Source organism: Paenibacillus polymyxa M1 (genome assembly GCF_000237325.1).
GTDB lineage: Bacteria > Bacillota > Bacilli > Paenibacillales > Paenibacillaceae > Paenibacillus > Paenibacillus polymyxa_C.
The window spans coordinates 4591922-4615011 of the sequence record NC_017542.1 but is presented as its reverse complement, the minus strand read 5'-3'; the positions used below and the strand labels follow the sequence as shown (position 1 = coordinate 4615011).

22 protein-coding genes are annotated in these 23090 nt (G+C 47.7%); 12 read left to right on the top strand and 10 right to left on the bottom strand.

Going from position 1 to position 23090, the window contains the following annotated elements; all coding sequences use genetic code 11:
* Positions 1–2: 2 nt before the first annotated feature.
* Positions 3–1280, top strand: a complete 1278-nt coding sequence (locus PPM_RS20755) for a type III PLP-dependent enzyme (protein ID WP_013372777.1) — start codon at positions 3–5, stop codon at positions 1278–1280.
* 87 nt (positions 1281–1367) lie between these two features.
* Here the strand turns inward: PPM_RS20755 and PPM_RS20750 are convergent, their stop codons facing one another.
* The 3 genes from PPM_RS20750 to efeO are packed head-to-tail and all read right to left on the bottom strand — an operon-like array spanning position 1368 to position 5469.
* Positions 1368–3197 (bottom strand): FTR1 family iron permease, encoded by a 1830-nt coding sequence (locus PPM_RS20750; protein WP_013372776.1) that lies wholly within the window; start codon positions 3195–3197, stop codon positions 1368–1370.
* Between the two features lie 24 nt (positions 3198–3221).
* Positions 3222–4586, bottom strand: coding sequence for an iron uptake transporter deferrochelatase/peroxidase subunit (gene efeB / locus PPM_RS20745; protein WP_013372775.1), 1365 nt, complete (start codon positions 4584–4586; stop codon positions 3222–3224).
* Between the two features lie 4 nt (positions 4587–4590).
* Entirely contained in the window at positions 4591–5469 is an 879-nt protein-coding gene (gene efeO, locus PPM_RS20740) for an iron uptake system protein EfeO (RefSeq protein ID WP_013372774.1), read from the bottom strand.
* Positions 5470–5777: 308 nt separating this feature from the next.
* On the opposite strand from efeO, the gene PPM_RS20735 reads away from it, so the two are divergent.
* From PPM_RS20735 to PPM_RS20720, 4 genes are all read left to right on the top strand, one after another.
* Positions 5778–6005, top strand: a complete 228-nt coding sequence (locus PPM_RS20735; RefSeq protein ID WP_013372773.1) for a helix-turn-helix domain-containing protein — start codon at positions 5778–5780, stop codon at positions 6003–6005.
* A gap of 419 nt (positions 6006–6424) precedes the next feature.
* The gene (locus PPM_RS20730; protein WP_013372772.1) at positions 6425–6907 is read left to right on the top strand and encodes a hypothetical protein; all 483 of its coding nucleotides are present in this window, start codon (positions 6425–6427) and stop codon (positions 6905–6907) included.
* Positions 6908–7072: 165 nt separating this feature from the next.
* Positions 7073–7564 carry a hypothetical protein gene (locus PPM_RS20725; RefSeq protein WP_013372771.1) on the top strand — a complete coding sequence of 164 codons (492 nt, stop codon included), beginning with the start codon at positions 7073–7075 and terminating at the stop codon, positions 7562–7564.
* 80 nt (positions 7565–7644) lie between these two features.
* Positions 7645–8079 carry a hypothetical protein gene (locus PPM_RS20720; RefSeq protein ID WP_173364588.1) on the top strand — a complete coding sequence of 145 codons (435 nt, stop codon included), beginning with the start codon at positions 7645–7647 and terminating at the stop codon, positions 8077–8079.
* A gap of 71 nt (positions 8080–8150) precedes the next feature.
* Here the strand turns inward: PPM_RS20720 and PPM_RS20715 are convergent, their stop codons facing one another.
* From PPM_RS20715 to PPM_RS20705, 4 genes are all read right to left on the bottom strand, one after another.
* Positions 8151–9038, bottom strand: a complete 888-nt coding sequence (locus tag PPM_RS20715) for a putative RNA methyltransferase (RefSeq protein WP_013372769.1) — start codon at positions 9036–9038, stop codon at positions 8151–8153.
* Between the two features lie 220 nt (positions 9039–9258).
* The gene (locus PPM_RS20710) at positions 9259–10614 is read right to left on the bottom strand and encodes a dipeptidase (RefSeq protein WP_013372768.1); all 1356 of its coding nucleotides are present in this window, start codon (positions 10612–10614) and stop codon (positions 9259–9261) included.
* 188 nt (positions 10615–10802) lie between these two features.
* Positions 10803–10979 carry a YjfB family protein gene (locus PPM_RS28215; protein WP_013372767.1) on the bottom strand — a complete coding sequence of 59 codons (177 nt, stop codon included), beginning with the start codon at positions 10977–10979 and terminating at the stop codon, positions 10803–10805.
* Between the two features lie 57 nt (positions 10980–11036).
* Positions 11037–13016, bottom strand: a complete 1980-nt coding sequence (locus PPM_RS20705) for a methyl-accepting chemotaxis protein (RefSeq protein WP_013372766.1) — start codon at positions 13014–13016, stop codon at positions 11037–11039.
* A 164-nt stretch (positions 13017–13180) separates the two neighbouring features.
* Here PPM_RS20705 and PPM_RS20700 point away from each other — a divergent pair, with 164 nt between their 5' ends.
* The gene (locus PPM_RS20700) at positions 13181–13597 is read left to right on the top strand and encodes a hypothetical protein (RefSeq protein ID WP_013372765.1); all 417 of its coding nucleotides are present in this window, start codon (positions 13181–13183) and stop codon (positions 13595–13597) included.
* A gap of 221 nt (positions 13598–13818) precedes the next feature.
* Here PPM_RS20700 and PPM_RS20695 read toward each other — a convergent pair whose 3' ends face one another.
* The gene (locus PPM_RS20695; protein WP_013372764.1) at positions 13819–14946 is read right to left on the bottom strand and encodes an SGNH/GDSL hydrolase family protein; all 1128 of its coding nucleotides are present in this window, start codon (positions 14944–14946) and stop codon (positions 13819–13821) included.
* Positions 14947–15195: 249 nt separating this feature from the next.
* Positions 15196–15909 carry a GT-D fold domain-containing glycosyltransferase gene (locus PPM_RS20690; protein WP_013372762.1) on the bottom strand — a complete coding sequence of 238 codons (714 nt, stop codon included), beginning with the start codon at positions 15907–15909 and terminating at the stop codon, positions 15196–15198.
* Between the two features lie 215 nt (positions 15910–16124).
* Here PPM_RS20690 and PPM_RS20685 point away from each other — a divergent pair, with 215 nt between their 5' ends.
* The 5 genes from PPM_RS20685 to PPM_RS20665 are packed head-to-tail and all read left to right on the top strand — an operon-like array spanning position 16125 to position 21165.
* On the top strand, positions 16125–16832 hold the full coding sequence (locus PPM_RS20685) for a glycosyltransferase (protein WP_013372761.1): 708 nt from the start codon (positions 16125–16127) through the stop codon (positions 16830–16832).
* Positions 16833–16851: 19 nt separating this feature from the next.
* Complete coding sequence (locus tag PPM_RS20680) at positions 16852–17832, top strand: polysaccharide biosynthesis protein (RefSeq protein WP_013372760.1); 981 nt, start codon at positions 16852–16854, stop codon at positions 17830–17832.
* Positions 17833–17834: 2 nt separating this feature from the next.
* Complete coding sequence (locus PPM_RS20675) at positions 17835–19184, top strand: nucleotide sugar dehydrogenase (protein ID WP_013372759.1); 1350 nt, start codon at positions 17835–17837, stop codon at positions 19182–19184.
* On the top strand, positions 19177–20040 hold the full coding sequence (locus PPM_RS20670) for a class I SAM-dependent methyltransferase (protein WP_013372758.1): 864 nt from the start codon (positions 19177–19179) through the stop codon (positions 20038–20040). The genes PPM_RS20675 and PPM_RS20670 overlap by 8 nt, the downstream gene beginning before the upstream one ends.
* A gap of 9 nt (positions 20041–20049) precedes the next feature.
* Entirely contained in the window at positions 20050–21165 is a 1116-nt protein-coding gene (locus PPM_RS20665) for a glycosyltransferase family 2 protein (protein ID WP_013372757.1), read from the top strand.
* Here PPM_RS20665 and PPM_RS20660 read toward each other — a convergent pair.
* Positions 21157–22035, bottom strand: coding sequence for a DUF72 domain-containing protein (locus PPM_RS20660; protein ID WP_013372756.1), 879 nt, complete (start codon positions 22033–22035; stop codon positions 21157–21159). The genes PPM_RS20665 and PPM_RS20660 overlap by 9 nt on opposite strands.
* Before the next feature lie 264 nt (positions 22036–22299).
* Between PPM_RS20660 and PPM_RS20655 the strand changes: the two genes are divergently transcribed.
* Entirely contained in the window at positions 22300–23085 is a 786-nt protein-coding gene (locus tag PPM_RS20655; protein ID WP_013372755.1) for a class I SAM-dependent methyltransferase, read from the top strand.
* The last annotated feature ends 5 nt before the right edge of the window (positions 23086–23090 follow it).

Below are 23090 nucleotides of genomic sequence, written 5' to 3'. Positions count from 1 at the left end.
AGATGGATCAAAAGGACGAAGTTTTACTGGAGCGATTCGGCGAGCATCCGACACCCTTTTATTATTATGATGGAGACGCGCTGCATGCTCACGTCAGCTCGTTGCTGGCCCGGCTACACCCGGCCGTGCGTGTACATTACGCGCTCAAGGCTAATGGTAACGTGCCCTTGGCTGGGTTGCTGCGCTCGTTAGGTTGCGGTGTCGAGATTGCTTCGGCTGGAGAAATGTTCGTCGCCATGGAGGCCGGGTATGCTGCGGAGGACGTACTGTACGCTGGACCGGGGAAAACAATAGCTGAGCTGCGTGAGGCGATAACCTGTGGGATCGGCTGCATTCATGTCGAATCGGTGAGAGAGCTGCGTCTACTGGAGGACATTGCCGCCCAAACGGGCGTGTTTGTCAGGGCTGCGGTTCGAATCAATCCCGATAATGACCTGTCGGGCGCAACCATTAAAATGGGCGGTGTTCCGCGCCCTTTTGGAGTCGATGAAGGGCAACTGGATCACTTTTTTAAGGTGCTGGAAGATTGCCCGCACGTATATTTTCAAGGCATTCAAGTATATACAGGTACGCAAATGCTGAAAGCGGATCAGATTTTAGCTTCATTTGCGAATACCTTGCAGTTGGCAGAACGGGTGCAGGCTCAGTATAGTGTGGCGATGCATACGATCAATTTGGGCGGCGGGTTTGGTGTACCTTATTTTGCCCATGAGCAGCCGCTTGATATGGATCACGTCATTGATGGACTTAATGCACTCGCGGAGCAGACCCGATCCCGCATGCCGGGGGTTAGGCTGATCATCGAAAGCGGCAGGTATCTGGTCGCTCAATCAGGCATGTATGTCTGCCGGGCGTTGTATACCAAGAAATCCAAGGGAGAGAAGTTTGTCGTAGCTGATGGCGGCATGAACCACTATGTCGCAGCTACCTTTCGGGGACGCCGTTTAAGGGACAATTACCCTGTGCGAATTATGCGCAGACAATCAGCAGAGGTTTCTACGGAGCTGGAGACGGTAAGCATTGTTGGTCCGCTGTGTACACCCGAGGATTGTATAGTGAAAAAAGCGGAGTTGCCCCCGATTCAAGAGGGCGATTATATTGCTTTTCCGAATGCAGGAGCCTATGGATTGAGCTACAGCCCATTATATTTTTTGGGACATGCTACTCCGGCGGAACTGCTCGATTATCGCGGGAAAGTGCATATCATTCGTGAACACGGTGATCGCACGGACCTTCTGCATCATCAGCGTATGATTGCGTTGCCTGAGGATGTAATGTAAGTATGAAAAAACGCCAAAATCATGGGATCCGGTACCAAACGGACCTGTGATTTGGCGTTTTTTCATTTTCAGTATTGTAGTATCGATTTAACGTGATTTGGAACTGCGTATCTCCTGACGAACAAGCTGCCATACCATAAAGATCAGCACAAGGGCTTGTGGGGTAAATGTTTCCCAGGTTGGATACATTCCCAACCAGCTAATGGATGGAAGCGAGGACGCGGTGTGTCCCGGAAGCTTGCCAGCCACCTGAAGCGAATGAATACTTTCACCCAGAAAACGAAATACGAGATAGTAAATCAGTACAGTGGCGGTCAGGAAAAAGGCGCGAATTGGTAACCGTACACTGAACTTGATGATTGCAAATGCAAGAACGACCAGTATAACCGTTGCCGAGCCAATGCCGATCAGCAATTGCGAGGTTTCGATGGCTGGAGCCATACCGATATAAAAGATAGCTGTCTCGGCCCCTTCACGTAGAATCGCGAGCGCAGAAACCGCAAAGAGCGACCATAGGCTACCCCGTGCCAGCGCATTGCCTACGCTGTTTTCCACAAAGCGGTTCCACGCAGCAGCATTGGATTTGCTATGCAGCCAGTTACCGACAGTTAGCATCAGCACAACAGCCACCAGCCCGGTGACACCTTCCAGCAGCTCACGCATGCTGCCCGATGCAGCAGCTGCCACCAGCGAGGTGAACAGCACCGCCAGTATTCCGCTTAGCACCAGTCCTGTACCAGCTCCTGCCCATATCCAGCGTCCAGCCACGGCTTCGCCGCTTTTTTTGGCATACGCCAGCAGAGCTGCGAGCACGAGAATGGCCTCCAGGCCCTCGCGCAGCAAAATCAGTGTGGCATCCCATGCAGTATAAGAACGTTCCTCGGTCAACGGATGGAGCCTGTCCAGCATCTGATCAAGAGTCTGCAGGGCTTTATCCCTATTCGGTGGAGAAGACAGCAGATATCCGGAAGTCTCTGTCATTTGATTTTCAATTGCAGTGTAAGACACCGGATCGGAAATTTGTACATGTCCTTCGACGGAAGGCCATAGAGCGATAAACTGCCCTACCTTGTCTGCGGCCTGCTCTGGCTGACTAGCTACAACATCTTGGCGTGCGGATTCGAGCAGGGTGACTGCATCGCCCAGGGAAGCTGTTGAACCATTCGCCGCTCCGGCAGCGGCATTGCCTGCATCTGCTCCTTGATCTGTGTTCGCAAGTTTGCCCTGACTATAATCAGACAGCAGTGTCGTTAACTCCTGCATTTCCTTGAGAGCCTGTGCTTGACGTATGGGCTCTGCTTGCATAGAGATGCGGATGAGGCTGATTTTCGTTTCAAGCGAACTGTATACTGAAAAATGATCCAGTCGAATCGGTGTCTCCACCTGATACCATGCTTTAACGATTCGGTCGTAATCCACCCGCGCAGCAGCCCAATCGCCTTTTTGCATGGCAGCCAGACTGCCCTTCGCCATAGGAAGCAGCTTTTCCGCTGCTTTGGCTCCGGCTGGAGCCGGTTTATCTCCTTCGGCAGCAGTCACGAACTCATTGACCGAGCGCGCCAGCACGGATAACGCAGCTTTCGCTGAATCCCCGCCGCCATGGGAAAGAGCCTCTTCCGCATCGGTCAGAGCTTGATCTACGGCCGCGATATGGGCTGAATCTCCGCCGTTTGCTTTGGCGGCTTCCCACAAACCACGGAATTCCTTTAGGTCCTTGGAGGCTTCCGTCCATTGGTCTTGTCCCGCCTCCACCAGTGCTCCGCCGACCACAGGCATTAGCTGATCATTAGAGACAGCTTTAGCATTTGACTGTGCGAAAGCGGCCGACCCGGAGCCGGATATGAAGGGAGTTACTGTCAGCAGCAGAGCTGCTACCAGTACAAACATCCACCCCAAGCTTTTATTGCGCCGATTCATATAAATCCCCTTCCTTGCCTGCTGCTAAAATAACGTATCCCCGATATATCCGCCTTGCGATACACCTGGGAAGCAGGCGAACACCGCACTGCCTTTGTGAACAATATATTCGTTCAGCTTGTCATTGCGTGCAAGCTTCTCCTGAATGTGGACGAACTGCTTGAACAGATCACGCTGGTAGCTGATGAACAGCAGTCCGGCATCGAGCTGTCCTGTTTGCTTGTCTAATCCGCTTGAATAGGAATAAGACCTCCGCAAAATATTAATACTCCCGTTCCCATGAGCCAATGCCACATGAGAGGTAGGGGGCGTAAGCGGCTTGCCTTCCGGACTTGTAGCCGCCAGATCCAGCTTATCAAACTCTTTGCTTTTGCCCAGTGGGGCACCGCTGCTGCGATGGCGTCCAAAGGTATCCTCCTGGTCACCTAATGTTGAACGATCCCATACCTCTACCCGCATACGAATACGGCGTACAGCCATATAGCTACCGTTGCCCATCCATGCCGGTCCGTCATTGGTCTGTGTCCACACCAACCGGTTCATTTCGTCTGCCTTGGACGTGTCCGGGTTTCCCGTGCCGTCCTTGAAGCCAAGCAAATTGCGCGGGGTGCTTCCCGCAGGATCAGCTTGTGCCGTCCGCTGGAAGCCTTCCTGCGTCCAACGAAGTACCGCCGTTCCTCTGGCGATACGCGCCAAATTACGCAGGGCATGGAAAGCTACCTGCAAGTCATTGGCACATACCTGCACTCCGATATCACCGCCGCACCATTGTTCATCCAAGGCGTCTCCTTGAAAACGAGGCAGCTCACGGAACCCGGCAGGCTTGAGACTTGCCAGGTCGTACCGTCCATCAAAAAAGGATGGACCCACACCAAAGGTGATCGTCGTCCGGGACGGAGACAATCCTGCTGCCTCGCCCGTATCGGAAGGAGGGAGGTTGAGATTTTCATTATCAGTGCCAAGCAGCACACCAGAAGTCATTGTAGCGCTTGCTTCCGTCCAGGCCTTGAAGAGATTTCGCACCTGTTCCTTGTCGCGGGTCGTTAGATCGAAAGCAGCGAAACAGATAAAATCCTGTGCTGGAGTTACAATGCCCGCCTGATGTTTGCCGTAAAAAGGAACCACATCCTTGGTATCTGCCTCCGTCATCATGCTTTCGAGGCGTTGACTGGCTGACAGCACAGCGCCCACGCTACCGCCGCCAAGCAGTAGACCTAATCCACCTACCCCGGCCAGCTTCAATAGATCACGACGGGATACGGATTTACTTTTTCCTGATCGCTCATCATCTGCGGACTGAGCATCCTTTTCTGTCAGATCAGACTCTTCATTACGGGATTCCGCATACTGCGGCTTTTCTTGTCCTTTTTGCCGCTTAAAGCCTTTCATATCATTACACTCCTAACAATTTCCCCATTTGGGACAACGGTTCTGCCAAAGCATCGAGGTTCTGGCTCAGTTTTTTAATTTCTTCCGGTTTCAGTTTGGTATACGATACATAGCCTTCGCCGTCTTTGAAAGGAGCCAGCTCCTGCTGTAAGGCTGTAAAGCGCTCACCAATTTGTTTTTCCAACGCCGCGTCTTTTTGGTTCAGATCTGTTTTCAAAATGTCATAAATCTTTTGAGCACCTTCTACATTGGCCGCAAAGTCGTACAAGTCTGTATGAGAATAACGCTCCTCTTCACCCGTTACCTTTGAGGTAGATACTTCATTCAGCAACTCGACTGCACCTGTTACCATCAAGCTGGCATCAATATTAACTGTTTCTACTTTGGCACGCAGCAGCTTGGCATCACTCAGCAGGCGGTCGGAAAACTCGTCCAACCCTTTGGTGGTGTTTTCTTCCCATAATGTTTTCTCAATACGGTGAAAGCCACGCCAATCCGCTGTCTCCACATCACCGTCACGAGCGTCAATATTCGGATCCAGATCGCCTAGTGCTTCCGCAATCGGTTCAATTCGTTCATAGTACATACGTGCTGGAGCATACAAAGCCTTGGCTTTGTCCAGCTCGCCAGCTTTGACTGCGTTCGTGAATTCTTCTGTCTTTTTCACAAACGTATCGCACTGCTCGGTTGCATAGGTACGATAAGCCGCAACCGCTTGATCAAAATTGGGAGCAGTCGCCGCAGGAGTCGTGGTCTGTGTTGTTGCTCCTGTATCTTTGGGTGTTGCAGCGGGTTGCTGATCCGCAGTTCCGGCTTGTCCGCAACCTGCAAACAGAATAGAAGAGACCAGCACTCCGGCCGGCACGGCATAACGTAGTTTCATAATCAATGAACACCCTTTCTGGCCAAACTGGCCCTGAACCATAGTCTATAGCGCGATCTCTATATCGAATTATCATTTTTTTGATAATGATTATCAGTCGCATTTTTTCTTATCATAAGGCTGCCCTATATGCCTGTCAATACATATTTTAGACACAAAGTCCAACTCGTCATTAAAGCTGCAAGTAAGGTGCCTATGCCCATTTTTATCCGCACATTGAACCATACCTGAGCACATGACATAAAATGTGTTGACTGTATCCCTTAACCTTGTTACACCACACAAAACCCGAGCAAGGAGGGGTGAAATTGACGAAGGGTAACGACCAGAAAAACAAGTTTTTGTTAACTCACCGTGAACGTGAAGTATTTGAACTGCTCGTGCAGGACAAAACGACGCGTGACATCGCCGGACAACTATTTATTAGTGAGAAGACGGTGCGTAACCATATTTCCAACGTAATGCAGAAACTGAACGTAAAAGGTCGTTCACAGGCGGTCGTAGAATTAATCAGGCTTGGCGAATTAAAAATCTGACCTCTCGTTCCTTGCGGGGTACAAAGTCTTCTCAATGATCCTTCAACAATGAAGGATGGTCGGGAAGGCTTTTGTTTTGTGATAAGTTAGCTGACACAATATATCTAAACTAGCAAAGGTGAATATATAACGAAAAAAGCGATTAAACCGCTGAAATATATGGGAATTTGTGTGTAAGTGGTGTACTATATAGATAAGGAAGAAAATACCATGTGTTTGCCAATAAATTATATGAATAATTGAGGTGGAAAGCTGTACCACAAAGTTATGTTTAGATAGAAATGCATCTAGTGATAGTCTAAGAATATAAATCCCTACAAAAGCAGTACTCAGCATGGCGACAGGATGGAAGATGAATCAGGTTTTTGCCTAGAGCCTACCTGTGGTATATTCTTGATCGGAGGTGAACAATAAGACACATGACACCCAACCAACACTTGATGACTTATACGCTGAACAGCGGTATAAAGGGGACTGTCGACCTGACCAGTAAACAGGTGCAGGAATGGATTAAAGCATATCGAATTGGCAGCAAATTTGTAACGGTTGTGGGCAAACAATATTTTGGTTTAAACCCTGAGTTGGTAGCAGATTTCAAGGTACATAATGAATACTCGGAGCAGAGAGAGCACATATCCATGATACAGCCTGTAATGGAACACAAAGCTGTAGATCTGGACCCACTGATAGAAGCGTATAGTCAGTATAAAACATTAATTCAGGTAGAATGTAAATGTGGTGCTTCCTATATAGAAGAATCACCTCATAAGAGAACCAAGTGGTCATGCAAGGAATGCAATAATATTGTGTTCCTGGATCGTAAAAAGGGCATGGTGGATACGAATACAGGCAAGGCCTGGTACATGACCAACAAATACTATGTAGAAAGACAAAGCAACTGACGGATTGTCAGTTGCTTTTCTAACAGACTCGCACGTGTCTTTGGTGCATTTCACGATATATTAAATCCATACCTGGAAATGCTACTATATCTTTTGCCAAATAATAAAATTGATGTTTTGTACGCTTTGTAGTACATTATCAAGTGTATTATAAGGAGGCTTCTCATGTACGGACATAGACAAGATGATACTTTATACATCATGACTTACACATTAAATAGTGGTATCAAGGGCACGGTGCCTTTGTCTAATCAACAGATACAGGAATGGCTTGAGTGTTACAGAATCGGCAAGAAATTTGTAACCGAGATTGGCAAAGAGTACTTTGGACTGCATGCGGAACTGGTGGCTGACTTTAAAGTGCACAATCAGTATTCAAGCTATCAGGAGGTCATTATCCCGATTCAACAGCCGGATACTGGCTTAAGAGAGCTGTCTCAAGCTTACAAATCAACAGAAACCTTAATTAAAGTAGATTGCAAATGTGGTACATCGTATGTAACAGAATCCCCCTTTAAGCGGACCAAGTGGTACTGTACCAAATGCCGGGAGATTGTTTTTCTCGACAACAAAAAGGGAATGGTTGATACTTCCAGAGGCAAGGCTCATTATATGACCAATAAGTATTTTGTGGAACGGGAAACAACTGGCGTATAAGCCGGTTGTTTTTTTGTTCAAAGCCGATTGCGCTATAGTGAACAAGGGGAAAGATAAACCTTAAAATAAACGATAGTCAGGTGGTGAACGTCATCCGGGAAAATCATACGAATGGTGCAAGAAATCGCGTTAGCACGAATAATGTGTACATAAACGAAACGCTTCATTTGGAACAAATCATAAGTGACCTGCGCGTGATGGGCTATGTGGCTTTTCATCATCATCCACATATTGTAGGTGAGCCTCTTGAGCTGGAGAAGTTAAAAAAGCAATTACTGTCATTTTTTCAAGAGCATCATGTATTGTGGCTTGAGCTTGATCCGCTAACGCAATATGTGGTGGTCAATAACATGGGAAAGGCCACGGTGCTGAAACTCATGGGTCGGAAAATAAACCCGCTACGTGATCAGAGAGCGAACGCTGCTTTGGCCGGACAGCCGCTGCATGAGTTGGATCGGGAGATAGAACGGCTGAATCGGCTGGTTCACCTGTTGCGCTACACTCGTTTTTCTTAAGCGACAGCATTAACGAAAAAAAGCATTCATGATGCATGTATAATCACATGCCGTGAATGCTTTTTAGTATGTTATTTTTTACCGCATAAGATGAGCAAATCTACTGTGACATACGGTAAATCTATTGCCTGCATTCGCTGCCAGTCTGCTTTCGTAGCTCTCCACGATAAGGGAGTCATATGGAGCAAAGGCTCCACGAGGTCGGCATTTAGCATAAAGCGATAGGTTACTCGTTCGGCGGATAGAAGATTAAATTGATCTTTAAATCGGCTTACTATATTGTCATTTGAATAAGCTGGCTTTTTCTGTTCATACAAGCATCTCAATTCCTGAAGGTAATATTGTTCGGGAATGACCTTTAGGATGCAGCCATCCTCCGAAAGAATCCTTTTAAATTCAGCATAATTAGAAGGGGACAGAATATTGAGTATACTGTCAAATTGTTGATTTGCAAATGGGCAATGAGCCAGATCAGCAACACACCAGAGGGCATCAGGATATGCTTTGGCTGCGGCCACAATACCTTCTTTAGACAAATCCATACCTACGCTTGTAAGCTCGGTGATTCCCTTCCCGGTAAGCTTGTCCTGAATGTGGGTTGAATGGGAGCCTTCCCCGCAACCTGCATCCAGCAAGTACAGATGTGATTTTTGATCGAACAGTGGCTTCATCAACTTCATCATCGTGCAGCTTATGGCTTCATTTAAAGGATCGAAAAATCCGTTATTGCACATCATTCTTCTGGAGTTAAATAGTTGTTTATCATACTTGGTTTTATGGGATCGGGCGGATAAATGTAAATACCCGTGTTTTGAAAGATCATAGCAATGCTGATTCGTACATAGGAGGCTTTTGCCTTCCACCATACGCATGGGTTGAGAGCATACAGGACAACTAAAAAGATGTTGATGCTTCCCGATCAGGCTGGCCTTCATCTCGTGTTTATTCCATTTGGACATAGAAAAGCACCTCGTTCATTCGTATTGGGTGAATGAAAAAAGGCACAGCCAAATAAACCCAACCCATCCTCGAAAAAAATGGTTGAGTTTTCATGAACTGTACCTCACATTACCGTAAACGAATGAACTGGATAATCATATTGTGCAGCGCTCCTCTAAAAAAATAGAAAGGGCTTTCGCCCTCTCTATTGTAACTTAGCTATTAGAAGTTGTCATATGCTTACACAGATTTCAAAAACTCCACAATCGTCAGCATACCCTTATCGAAATTCTCCAAATTAAAATGCTCGTTTGGTGCATGCAGGTTTTCATCTGGCAAGCCGAAGCCCATCAATACAACTGGAGCACTCAGTACACGGGAGAAGGTTTCCACGATCGGAATGGAGCCTCCATCCTTGGTAAATAGGGCACGTACACCGTATACCTTCTCAAAGGCATCCGCTGCTGCTTGTAAAAACGCATGTGACGGGTCGATGTTAAAGGCGTTCGCTTTCTCACCTTGTTGAATATCCAGAGTAGCTCCTGCCTGAACGTGGGCGCGTAAATGGCGCTCGATTTTGTCCAGAATATCTTGTGGATTCTGGTTAGCTACCAGGCGACAGGTGATCTTAGCATGAGCTTCCTTCGGAATGACGGTTTTCGTACCTTCACCCTGGAAGCCGCCATATACGCCGTTCAGCTCCAGTGTAGGACGAGCCCCAACACGCTCGACGAAGCTGAATCCTTCTTCGCCATAGAGGGAATCAAGTGCAAGATCTTGTTGCAGTTTGCTCTCATTGAAGCCTTGCTTCACGAATTCTTCTTTCATGTCTGCCGATAATGGAGCAACATCGTCGTAGAATCCTTCGACGCTAACGCGGCCTTTATCGTCATGCAGGGTTGCCAGCAGGGACACCAGAGCATGCAGGGCATTCGGCACACCGCCACCGAAGGAGCCGGAATGCAGATCCGTGTTCGCCGTGTGAATGGCGACTTCCAGTGAGCACAGTCCACGCAAACCAGTGCAAATCGCAGGCTTCCCTTTTTCGATTAGAGAGGTGTCAGACACCAGTACAGCGTCGGCTGCCAGACGTTCAGCGCCAGTGTGCAAAAACTCAAGCAGGTTCGGACTGGACACTTCCTCCTCGCCTTCAATGCAGAATTTGATGTTCAGCGGCAATTTGCCTTCCTGCTTCAAAATGGCCTCAACCGCCTTAATGTGCAAGAAAACTTGCCCCTTATCGTCTGTCGCTCCGCGCGCATACAATTTTCCATCGCGAATAGATGGCTCAAACGGTGGCGTTTCCCACAGGTGAAGCGGGTCTACAGGTTGTACATCATAGTGTCCATACACGAGGATGGTTGGCTTGCCAGGTGCATGCAAATGGTCGGCGTACACCAGCGGGTGGCCTTTGGTCGGAATAATTTCAACGTTTTCCAAGCCTGCAGCAGTCAGTTTGGCTGCTAGCCATTCGGCTGCTTGGTTAATGTCTTTTTTGTGCTCCGATAATGCGGAGATACTGGGAATGGATAGCCATTCCTGTAGTTCGCCCAGTTGTTGTTCTCTGGCTTTTTCAAAATATTCAGTATACCTCATAAACTATGTATCCTCCTTTTAAATGTAAATTGTGTTTATATTGCGCTATCCTCCGAACCGAGGTCGTGGACGATATGTCTAGTTTACTACGTTTTATGCTGAACGAAAAATAGGGAGATAAAAAAACGATTCTGCCCGGGTCTGTACAGACCTGAGTAGAATCGCCTTTCATCATGAATAGGATGTACTTATGCCCGGATGTCCAGTTGACCCCCAAGATGTGGTTGTACGCTTTTTTCCATCATCTGTACCAAAGCCTGTCCTTGTTCACTAGCCTGATCCTTAGCCATACCCAATACCTTCACACTTACGGCTTGAGCCAAGCTGGCCTGACTCATACCTGTGGATAATGCTGCGATATCCATGTTCCATCCTCCTTCATTTTGATAATTCGCTTTCTCTGTATTTATCGGTAGGAATGGTTATTTTGTTTCATCCAATTGGAATTGTGTCAGCAAATCTTGAAGCTGCTCTGCCAGACGGGTCAAATCTGCGGCAGACGAGCCGATCTCTTCCATGGAGGCGAGCTGTTCCTCTGCGGCTGCGGACACAGTCTCTGTATGAGAGGCTGCTTCTTCAGCGATGCGTGTAATTTCCTCCATGCTGCTAACGACTGCATTCGTTCCATTAGCAACTCCGGCGGTAGAAGCGGCCACGTTATCGAGCTGCTTCGCTGATTTGGCTACCGCTCTACGGATGCGCGAGAAGGAGCGACCGGATAGATCAATGGAATTGATGCCTTCAGTTACACGTTCCTTGGCAGATTCCATAGCGATTAGAGCTTCAGATACACCGCTCTGTATCCCTTGAATTTGTTCACGAATTTGCTGTGCGGAATAAGCTGAGTTTTCAGCCAGCTTGCGAACCTCTGTTGCTACGACAGCAAAACCTTTGCCATGCTCCCCTGCGCGTGCTGCTTCAATAGAAGCGTTCAGTGCGAGCAGATTAGTCTGGCTAGCAATTTCCGTAATGACGGTGACAATCGTTCCGATTCGCCCGGACCGGTCACTCAAAGCGCTGATAATCGTATCGAGCTCTTCCACGGTAGTGCGAATACCATCGATGGAGATGACACTATTGCCGATATGCTCACTGCCTGCATCCGACGCCTGAATAGCTTGTGCGGAATAAGTGGTCATTTCTGCCATGGTGTCGGTCATAGCTGTAATGTCAGCAGACATGCCGCTAACTCGTTCCTGATTATCTTTAGCACTGTCCACCTGACGTTCGCTGCCGGCAGCGACATCCTGAATGGCTATGGTCACATGCTCGATGGCACGGGTCGTTTGTTCTGCACCTGCGGCAAGCTCTTGCGAGGATGCTGACAAATTGCCTGTCATTGCCTGAATTTCTCTAATCATGTTACGCAGATTATCCACCATTTGCTGGAAGTATCTCGATAGTTCACCAATTTCATCTGTGCTGTTCGTAGCCACGTTAATCGATAGATTACCTTGGCTGATGGCATCCATAGAGTTACGCAATCTATGGATAGGTTTAAGGATGCTGCTGATTAGCCACATTGCGAGCACACCAATGATGATGGCTGCAATGACCAACACTACGATTGTCGTGAGAAGAATCGGTTGGGCGGAGGCACGGGTTTCTGATTTGTCCATCGTTCCGGCAATTTTCCAGCCTGTCAGCTCATTGGTTTTGAAGATCAGATGTTTAGCTACGCCAGCATCATTGTGATCGAAGCTGCCTTCCTTGGAGGCAAACAATTCAGGCGTTTTTTCTCCCATTTCGGTACTCCCACTGACTTCTGTCGGGTGGGTAACGATACGTTTGGTACTATCAAATATCACAATATATCCATTTTGTCCGATTCTTAGCTTTGTGATTTCTTTTAAATTATTCAAATTCAGAGAAAGACCGAGAACGCCGCTGTTGTCGGGAAGTGTACGTGAAATGTACACAACGGGGACCTTGGCCGTATTGAGCCCGACAGGGCTGATTACGGTTTGACCGGGTTTCTCCATGGCCTGTTTATACCACGGACGCTCTCGAGGATCGTTTGTGGAGCCTACAGCTTTGCCAATGATAAGTTTACCTTCGGGAGTTCCTACAAACATATCAACAACTTCCGTATGCATTTTCAAATACACTTGTAATCTTTTTAGAATGGCATCATCTGCCTCAGCGCTGTCATCACTAGCCGTCAACGTTGTAGAGTAATATTCCAGATCGGCGAGTTTGGCTTGAATCGTTTGAGTAACTGCACGATCAGATGCGGTAACGCTAGATGTCGCACTGTCCTGTAATTGGCGATCAGTCTGGTTATATGCTGCCTGATAAGAGAAAGAGCCCACAATAATACTAGGAACAAGCATGACCAGCAGGAATGCTGCTGTCAATTTCTTGCGTAGTGTTAATGTTTTCAGTCGTTTCAGTTGTTTCATCAAACCCCTGCTTTCTATCTATATATTCATTTCAAAAGCTTACACCATATGTATTTACTATCGGTTTTTTCGAGCTGAATTGATAGATTTATTGCTAATTTGTCCAATACGTCTAAGAAATTGCTTGCATAGCATGGAGTATCTTGCAATTGGAGGGATAAGGTATGGGTTTTTTTCTAGATATGAGAAGCTTCACCAATTCATCAAAAACAGGGGAGGGTCCCGATATTCAATTGGGTCCTGTACCAGAGCGATTCGGTATGATTACGCTGCGAACCTTTCTTGTGCCGAATCCGATTGTGTCTTTTAGTGGTTCGATTGGTCTGATCGGTGAGCTTGGTGATACGTATGCGGTTGAAATCGTGCGTGGAGCCGACTATGATCCGAGCGAGGTAGTCTACCGCGCCGAGGGGGTGCTGGGCGTGACAGGATCAAATGAAACGCAAGCTTTTAATGCACAGGATTTGTCCGCTCCTTGGGCAATACAGACGGTATATTCTTCTTATATTTCGGGTGTATCGACCACTGTTCGTAATGGTCCTGAGGTATTCACGGGCATCGCTTCAACTCCGTTTTTGTAAAATATATCAGACAAGTATTCCCTGGTTCAGGTTTGCTACCTATTCATGGTTTTCCTGGATTAGGGGGCTGCGCTTCAAGCCTACCAGCCACAGCCTGAGGCAGATATTTGCCGCAGGCTGTGGCTATGATCTTTAACCACAACACTCAGAACACAAATGATCTGATTGTTGTGATTTCTCTCGAAGTGTATTCTATAAAGTTTGATTGTGTTTCCCGGCTTTTAATTCTTTAAAATTTCTTGCAAATACCCAGCCAACTCTTCTGCTGCTTTAGTATGGGCGGAAAGTCCGGGATGGCTGCGAGACCCTATCGTTTCTTCTGTCGTGTTAGGCAGTTGGAATACCGACACCTTCCGATCCTTCGTTCTTTTCTTGTACGCGTCTACCGCCCGGTAGATCGCTGGCATCATTGGAGTACCAAGCATTCCATAAGCCCACACAATATGGGCAGTAGGATTGCAGCTCCGAAGCTTGACAAGGAAATGTTCGGTAGCGTTTTCAAAAGCTTGTAAATCTTCTTCATTGAACGTGCCATCCTCATTCAAACGTTGCTTATACACTTTCCCACTTACCGGGTCTGTCCATGCTGGAGAATAAAAGGCCCCACCGTCATTAGTCGCCAAATTCACTACGACCACGTCCGGCTGCCAAGAGGTAAAATCATGATCGGCAAAGGCCCCTAATGCTTCATTTCTCTCGCCGGTGAGTACACCACATATCTGCTCATAATATGCCGGTATATTCCCATGTGGATTGTTATCCCAGCTTGTTAGCACACCCCATCCGCTTTGTGAGAACACTCGGTAATCCGCATTCAGTGCCTCGGCTGTTATGGCTGTATAATTGCGTAGGGCCGTGAACAGCATAGGAACCCAGTCTGTCTCTTCCTTTGCTCCAATTGTTCCTTCTCCTGAAGTAATGCTGTCACCGATAAATTCTATCTTAAGAGGTTTATCCGGGACCGGCAGCAATTCTCCGTCAACCTTCAGGGCATGAATTTGCAACAAGCAGCGTGAGTCCGAACTCATAGGCTGGACATCCTTGACGATACGAACATTTTTGACCGTGTCAGAGTTCAAACCTCTCAAAAGACAGATCCAATGCCGACCAGCAGTCACCATCAGCCGACTCATCGGGACACCATTGACGACAATACTGATCCAAGACTCATAGATCTGATAATCGGCTTCGATTTCAATCCATAGCTCTGAGCCTTTCATATTCAATTCAATGCCGCTGCCTGTCCAAAATAGAGTGAGAGGTGTAAGTGTTGGCGTAGTTCGGCCATGAACCTTTACATACTTTGCTTTTGCAAGTGGATATGTCTTTAATCTCTTGTTATGCGACATACTCAACATCCTCCTCATGATCTCGAATGAATGCTAGTTTCTGTAATATTGTAAAAGAAGTGACAGGGAATCTCAAATTCTATTTAAGAAGTCACTAAGGCTTTATATGAATGATTTTGAGCAAATACGAACTTTATGGCAGCAATGGATAGCAAAAAGCACCAGCAGGTTTCATTTTGCTGATGCTTTTTTGATATTCAGAGCACAGTTACCGAATTTGATTTTTTTTTCAGATATTACTTTCATTCTTTAATTAGCTTTGCCGAACATGACGATATTAATCGCCTTGCCGAAGTCTATACCTACTTTGCCAGTTAATTCTGCTGTTTTTTGCGCCAATACCACTGCGTTGACACCACAAGAGAACAGCGCAATATCAAAGTCATCTTTGTGTGCTGCGATCCACCCGAGTGTTTCCGGCATCTGTTCATATTGATGAAATGCGATCGTGTGCGCGATATGCAGCCCGTACGGCTCGGCTTCAAGAACAGGCTTTACTTCAGCGGCTGTCCGGGTTACCAGTAGAATGCGTCGATTTTCCAGGATGTTCCAGAAAGCAGGTGTCTCCGCCAAATATCGATTCAGGCAGGCATGGCAAGTCAGCGCGGGAGAAAGATCATAGTGTGCAAAGACCTGATCGGTCAGCTCCCGCTTCATATAGGATGGTGCTTTAATAGATTCGTCATCATAAGGCAAAATGCCAGCTATGCTGGCTTTGCTCACTGCCTCTGCCACTGCGTCTCGTAGTTCCGTATTGGGCAGAAATAGTCCCTTTTGGCCGAGATTGGCTTTGACTGCCCAGCGTTCCTGTAACACCTTTTCCATCGGCCAGACGGTGTCTTGAGCCAATACCAAATTTTCGCCATCTCCAATACGTATGAGTGAGAAGGGCTGGTGCTGATCGAGTGCTAGCTTCAAACGTTTCAATACCTCGTCAATCTCCAGATATTTTGGATCCGTCATATCTTGTTTCCTCCCTGTCAGTCCTGCTTGTTCGACTTTTCAAATAGAGCCAAAAACTTCGTATTCTATCATATGTCGAAAGTAAAAAGGTTTTTGTATGAACGGCTATTCTTTTTCGATTCTACCTATTTTTGCAAGAGTTGTTGCATCTGTACGTGCCGTTTCAGGAGCGTCTTCATAACTTGAGAGAAGACGGATGAAAGGGAGGAAGTTCAATGAATCGCAAGATTGTGATTGAAATTAACTTTAATAACTATGGGATGAATCCCAACCGCCTGACACGTGAGTGGATTAGCGAGCGATTGGATATATTCAGAACCTTTACACTGCGGAGTCTGCTCAATCAGACGAATGCGGATTTTTTATCTGTCGTCAAGTTGGCGGGTGGATGCAGCGACATTGTGGAAGAGGAACTGGCCCAACGTGAACCCATTCCCGAGCACATCCGTTTTGGTACGAGCATTGAAAGTAAACGTCGTATCAATGCGTATATCGAAGGCGCGGACGAACTGCTCATTGCTAGAATTGATTCCGACGATTTGTACCACCAGTCATTTGTACAGCAGTTGCATGATTACAAGTTTCAACCGGATACAGTTGCACTGGTAAATCAAATGGGGTACTTATGGGATGCGGTTGAGGGACAGATGGCACCGGTGTTTCACCGCTCGCCTTCCTTTTATGTGTTTCGCTATCAAGTAGAGGAATTTCTGAATGATTACCGTGTCGTTATTCCTGGGAAAGGCACACACGGATATGTAACGGAGCTGCCACATGAGGTGATTCCACTTCGCAACTATGTGAATGTCATTCATGCCGCCAATACTTCGGTGAAAAAGGTGCCGGCAAAGGATCGACTCTCAGAAAATGAAATGAACGCGGTGCTGGCTGAATTTTTGGGCACAGGCATTGCCAATTCGTAACGGTCAGGAGGAGATTATATTGTTCAAAGGAAAAAAACTGCTGGTGACCGGAGGAACGGGGTCTTGGGGGCAACGCCTAACGGCTGAATTGCTGAAGGAGGGACCGACGGAAATTCGTATTTTCTCACGCGGCGAATTTGCACAGATTGCCATGCAGCGGCAATTTCAGTCTGATCCCCGATTGAATTTCATGATTGGAGATATCAGGGACCTTCAGGCATTGCAGGAGGCTTGTCACGGGGTAGATTATGTGTTCCATTTGGCGGCATTAAAGCATGTCCCTGTGTGTGAGAAACAGCCGGAAGAGGCTTTCAAGACGAACGTACATGGTACGGAAAATGTGATTCGGGCCAGCATAGAGCAGGGAGTCGCCAAGGTCATTGATGTTTCTACAGACAAGGCGGTGGACCCGGTGAATGTATATGGGATGACGAAGGCGATTGGCGAAAGATTGATGATCCGCGCCAACGCCTTAAGTGAGCGTACTCGCTTTGTGTGTATTCGCGGCGGCAATGTGCTAGGGACAAGTGGAAGTGTCGTGCCCCTGTTCAAACGCCAGATCGCGGAAGGTCAGGATTTAACGCTGACGAGTCCAGATATGACACGTTTCTTCCTCACGCTCGGAGAGGCAATTGGCTTGCTGCTGAAGGCTTCTGTTACGGCGATTGGTGGAGAGACGCTAGTCATGAAAATGAAGGGTTGCAATATTGCGGATTTGGCAGAGGTGATGAAAGAACAGGCGGGACAGACTAAGTTAAAAGTGAAAGAAATTGGTATACGTGGTGGAGAAAAGCTGCATGAGGTGCTGATCTCGCCCTATGAGGTGCCGCACACGTATCGCTATGATGATCGTTATTTTGTTATTCTTCCCCAGCAAGCAGACAAGCGTTTGTTGAGTCAATATGGTGGATTGGAGCGGGTGAGCTTCGAACAATATCGCTCGGACGATGAGTTAATGGATCGCGCTGGAATTGCTGAGTTACTGCAAGGTATGGAGTAACGATGAAAGAGGTGGGTATTTTGCAGCTTATGGGAAAAATCACAAAAGGAACTGTAAAGGTGGCTGTGATCGGCCTCGGTTATGTAGGGCTGCCCATGGCAGTGGAAATGGCACAGGCTGGTTATGACGTATATGGTGTGGATTCCGATCCTGTCAAAGTAGCCAAGCTGCTTCAAGGAAAGTCGTACATCATAGACATTGGCGATGATGCATTGGAAGGTCTGATCGGACAGCAATTGCATCCAGTTACGGATATCAAGGTGCTAGAGCATGCGGATATCGTCGTGATTTGTGTGCCTACGCCGCTGACGGATGGACATCAACCGGATACGTCCTATATTGAGACGGCTATTGATCAGGCCATACCTCATTTGCGTAGACAAACGCTGTTGATCCTGGAAAGCACCACCTATCCTGGAACGACCGAAGAACTGATTCGGCCAGTGATAGAGCAGCGCAGGGGATGGACAGTGGGTAAGGATTTTTATGTGTGCTTTTCACCGGAACGTGTCGATCCGGGCAGCGTCCATTTTAACATTCGCAACACCCCTAAGGTGATCGGCGGTTGCACACCGGATTGTCTGGCAGCGGGAGCTGGTTTTTACGGGTCTTTTTTGGATCAGATTGTTCCGGTTAGCTCAACAACCGTGGCTGAAGCCGCCAAGCTGTTTGAGAATACGTTTCGCAGTGTCAACATTGGAATGGTCAATGAGCTGACAGCGGCCTGTGAGAAAATTGGCATCAATATATGGGAGGTACTGGATGCAGCGGCAACCAAGCCGTTCGGCTACATGCCTTTTTATCCGGGACCAGGCATTGGAGGACACTGTATCCCGGTTGATCCGCTATACCTGTCGTGGAAATCGGAGCAGCACGGTTTTCCGCTGGAATTCGTGGATCTGGCAGACCGCATGAATCGGCGTATGCCACTGTATATCGCGGAGCGAATCGAATCCATGCTCGCTCAGGAAGGGAAAGCCATAAACAAGGCCAACATCATTCTGGCAGGTGTAGCCTACAAAAAGGACATTGATGATGTTCGGGAATCCCCGGCTCTTGTCCTGTTCGAGCATCTAACAAAAATGGGTGCTTCGGTTAGCTTCACCGACCCGTATGTATCGAGTTTTAAGCTGAACGGTGAAGAAATCCCATCTCGGACGGCAAATGCCCAGCTGTGGGAAAGTGCAGATATTGTGGTCATCACGACAGACCATTCTGTGGTGAACTACCAACAGTTGGTTGACCATGCTCGGCTGGTCTTCGATACACGTAATGCGACTGCACATTGCACAGGTGGACATGTCGTGATTTTGGGACATCCTGGTGACGGAGGGGGCGCCGCTGTTGGCTAACCATGATCAGGTAAACGAACGTTATTACGGGCAGATTAATTCAGAGGAATCCCATGAAGCCACCCGCAATAGAATTCACTGGATTTGTCGCCATGTACAGGGGCGTACCGTGCTGGATGTTGGATGCAGTCAGGGGATAACGTCCATTTTGCTTGCGCGGGAAGGCTTTGAGGTAACGGCCATTGATTTGGAAGAAGACAGTATTTCTTATGCAAAAAAAGAACTTCGTCAGGAATCTGCACCCGTCAGGGGACGAGTCCACTTTCAGTTAAAGGACATTTCACAATTTGAACGTCCTCCCGGTGGTTTTGACACTATTATTTTAGGAGAGATTTTGGAACATTTTGCGCATCCCGACACCCTGCTGGCCCATGCTTACCGCTTGTTGAATAAAAAGGGGACGCTCGTCCTGTCTGTACCTTATGGATATCATCCATTTCACGATCACAAACGGACTTACTATGCCGGAAGTCTCTCCCGTGTGCTGTATCCTTACTTTAAAGAACAAGCGCTGGAGGTACATCATAAATATTTATGCTTTGCAGGTCACAAGAAGCCAAAAGAGCTGCGTGAGGCTATGCCAGGAGCAGAGCAACTGAATGAGTGGATGAAACTGGATGAGGAGCAGTTTCGACGGGTAGAGCAGCAGCATGTTCGTAAAATGAATCAGCGAAAGGCTGCACTCGACAAGGCGGTACAGCGAATCCGGTATATGGAGCAACAACTATTGCCGTTGGAAAGGGTTACGCGTGTCGAACAGATAGACAAGACGCAGACTGAAAGGAGAGGTGCATATACTGATGGCAAGTCTACCGGAAAAACAACGGAAGAATCAGCCAACGGTAAAAGGGGATGACGTGAAGTCATGACTGAGCATCCAATGACCATCAGCTTGTGTATGATCGTAAAAAATGAGGAGCAGATACTGGCCCGGTGTCTGGATTCGGTCGCAGACCTGATGGATGAAATCATCATCGTGGACACGGGATCGACGGATCAGACAAAGACGATAGCAGCCCGCTATACGGATCGGATATATACGTTTGAATGGATGGATGATTTTGCCGCCGCTCGTAATGAATCGTTTGACAAGGCAACGTGTTCCTATATCATGTGGCTGGATGCGGATGATGTGCTATTGGAACCCGATCGTGAACGTCTGCGTTCCTTAAAGCAGCGATTGTCTAAGCATATCGACGCGGTGGTGATGCCACTTCACTTGGCAGAGGGTGAGCAGGGTGAACTGTTGTTCACCTCACGCCGTATACGCCTTGTGAAGCGGGATCAACAATACCGCTGGGAAGGGCGCCTGCATGAGGATCTGGTGATACCTCAGGGGCAAATCGTACATTCGGATGTGGCAGTGACACATCGCCGAATGCAAGACCATACGCTCCGTAACCAACGTATTCTCGCCCGGTGGATCAGCGAAAGCGGCAAGCTGGAAGGGCGTTTACTGTATTTTCACGCCAATGAATGCTTTGACCGCAAGGAATATGCCGAGGCAGCAGAAGCCTTCGACCATCTGCTGGAGGAGCCGAGCGGCTACCGGGAGGATCGGATTACTGCTTGTGCGCGATCGGCTGAATGCTATCTCCATCTCGGGAAGCCCGAGCAACAGCTGGATCGTCTGCTACGTTCTTTTCGATACGGGGTGCCGCAAGCAGACTTGTGCTGCATGATCGGGGACTGGTTTTTCACAAGAAACGAATGGAATACTGCCGCATATTGGTATGAAAGAGCAACGGAGCAACAGCATCACCTTCCTGGTATGCGACCTGTCCCACTGCCATGCTACTCTTGGTTACCTCATGTGCGGCTCAGTCATTGCTTTGCACATATGGGTAAGCTGGAAGCTTCGTATGAGCACAACCAAGCCGCTTTACGTTATTTGCCTGATGATCCGCATTTGCTGGATAACGAACGCAAGCTCAGGAAGGTAATCCCCAATCATTCATCCACAGCCCGGTCCTCAAAATAATTCAAGCTGTTCTGGCCCGTGATCCGCATCAGGCGGCTTGCGAGGTGGAAAAGGCTTAGGCTCCATGCCCAGCATGGTCATGAGTTGCTTAGCGTTGGCAGCAGCGTCTCCACCTGAGTTGTTGTTGAATATCACGCATACCTCACGGCTTTGCTGCTCCAGTTCCAGCAATCTGTCTTTCCATTCGGTCAATTCCTGTTCATTGTACCGATACAGATAACGAACCTCCCGCCAATTAGGCGCAGAGCTTTGATTCCAGCCTGATACGTTACGTCCGTGGAGACGTACGATGGTCAGGTTGCTGTCTGTAGCCTGCGGCACAATGGGAACTGACCCAGGACCTGCCTGCGGCTCGTCGCATACGCTATGTATCCAGCCTTCCTTAAGCATAAATGCCAGCGTTTGCTTCCGAAAATCTGCTGTGAACCAGCTTTGATGTCTAAACTCAAGTACGGATGGGACCTCTCCCATCCTATTTTTCGTGTCTCGCAGTATGGCGACATTCTCACGTGTGCAGTCAAACCAGGGCGGGTACTGAAACAGCACGGCTTTAAGCTTGCCCGTTTCGCGAAGAGGTAGTATGGATGCATGCAGTGCTTCGTACATGGCATCTATCGTTTTGAAGTAAGGCTGTTTGCCGCGGGTGTGTCCGGTCATGCCTTGATAGGCCTTGACGAGAAATGAAAAGGAGTCTGGAGTTTCCGCCGCCCAGCGCGCCATACGATCCGTAGGCTGTACTGCATAAAAAGAACTATCCATCTCTACTATCGGAAAATGGCTTCCATAGACACTTAGTTTTTGGTTAGCTTTAGTGCCCGTTGGATATAAGTCATCGTGATCGCCCCAACCCGTCAGTCCAATTTGAATCATAACTTTGCCGCTCCTTTCCTGCATGAAACCTCTGTAAAGGCGTTCCCATGATTCATTTTAATGATAAAATGGGGTAAATCACATGAAGTTGGTATGAAGTTCCTATGATTATTTAAGCTCAAATACGTTTATTGTAACATGCTCTCATGACAGGAAGCCTTGTGCTTTAAAAAAATGCTTATTCGTAATGTTTTTGAGTTTCCAGTTTGAAAAAGCTAATATAGTATGTAATAGAGCGAAATGAGTTCATGGAGGAGAAACGATATGGCAGAATGGTACGAGCAAAGCTTTGGGGAAGATTATTTATTGGTATACAAGCATCGCGACTTTCAGGGAGCCTATCAGGAAGTGCAAAAAATGATCTCCTGGCTCAAATTACCGCAAGGCTCCAGCGTATTGGATTTATGCTGTGGGATGGGACGTCATTCGCTTGCGCTTGCCGATGCAGGGTATAAAATGACAGGTGTGGATCTTTCCAATGTATTGCTGAGAGAGGCCCGTGCGGCTGATAGCGAAGGGCGGGTAAGTTGGCATCAAGGGGATATGAGAGCAGTGCCGCTGGAAGAAAGCTTTGATGCGGTAGTCAATTTGTTTACCTCCTTCGGTTATTTTGAAAAGGATGAGGAGCAGCTTAAAGTATTAAAGGAAATTTATCGTCTATTGAAACCGGGAGGCCGTTTTATTATAGATTATTTGAACCCTTCCTACGTAGCTGCTCATTTGGTACCGCATTCGTCCCGGGAGGATGAAGGAAATTGGATTGAGGAGCACCGGGTCATTGAAGATGGATTTGTGAAAAAGCAAATTGCCATTCGGTCAGCCGCATCTGTGACGACTACAGAAGCAGCCTCAGAGCTGGGTACCACTCACGCTGACGCAGAACCCGTGCGTGTGTACTATGAGCGAGTAAAGCTATATCCGTATGAAAAGTTCCGTGATTTGCTAGAACAAGCCGGGCTATCCGTAGAGCAGGTGCACGGAAGTTATGATGAAGATCAATATATAGAAGATGCTTCGCCCCGAATGATTTTTGTCGGTGTGCGGGCTTGAAACAG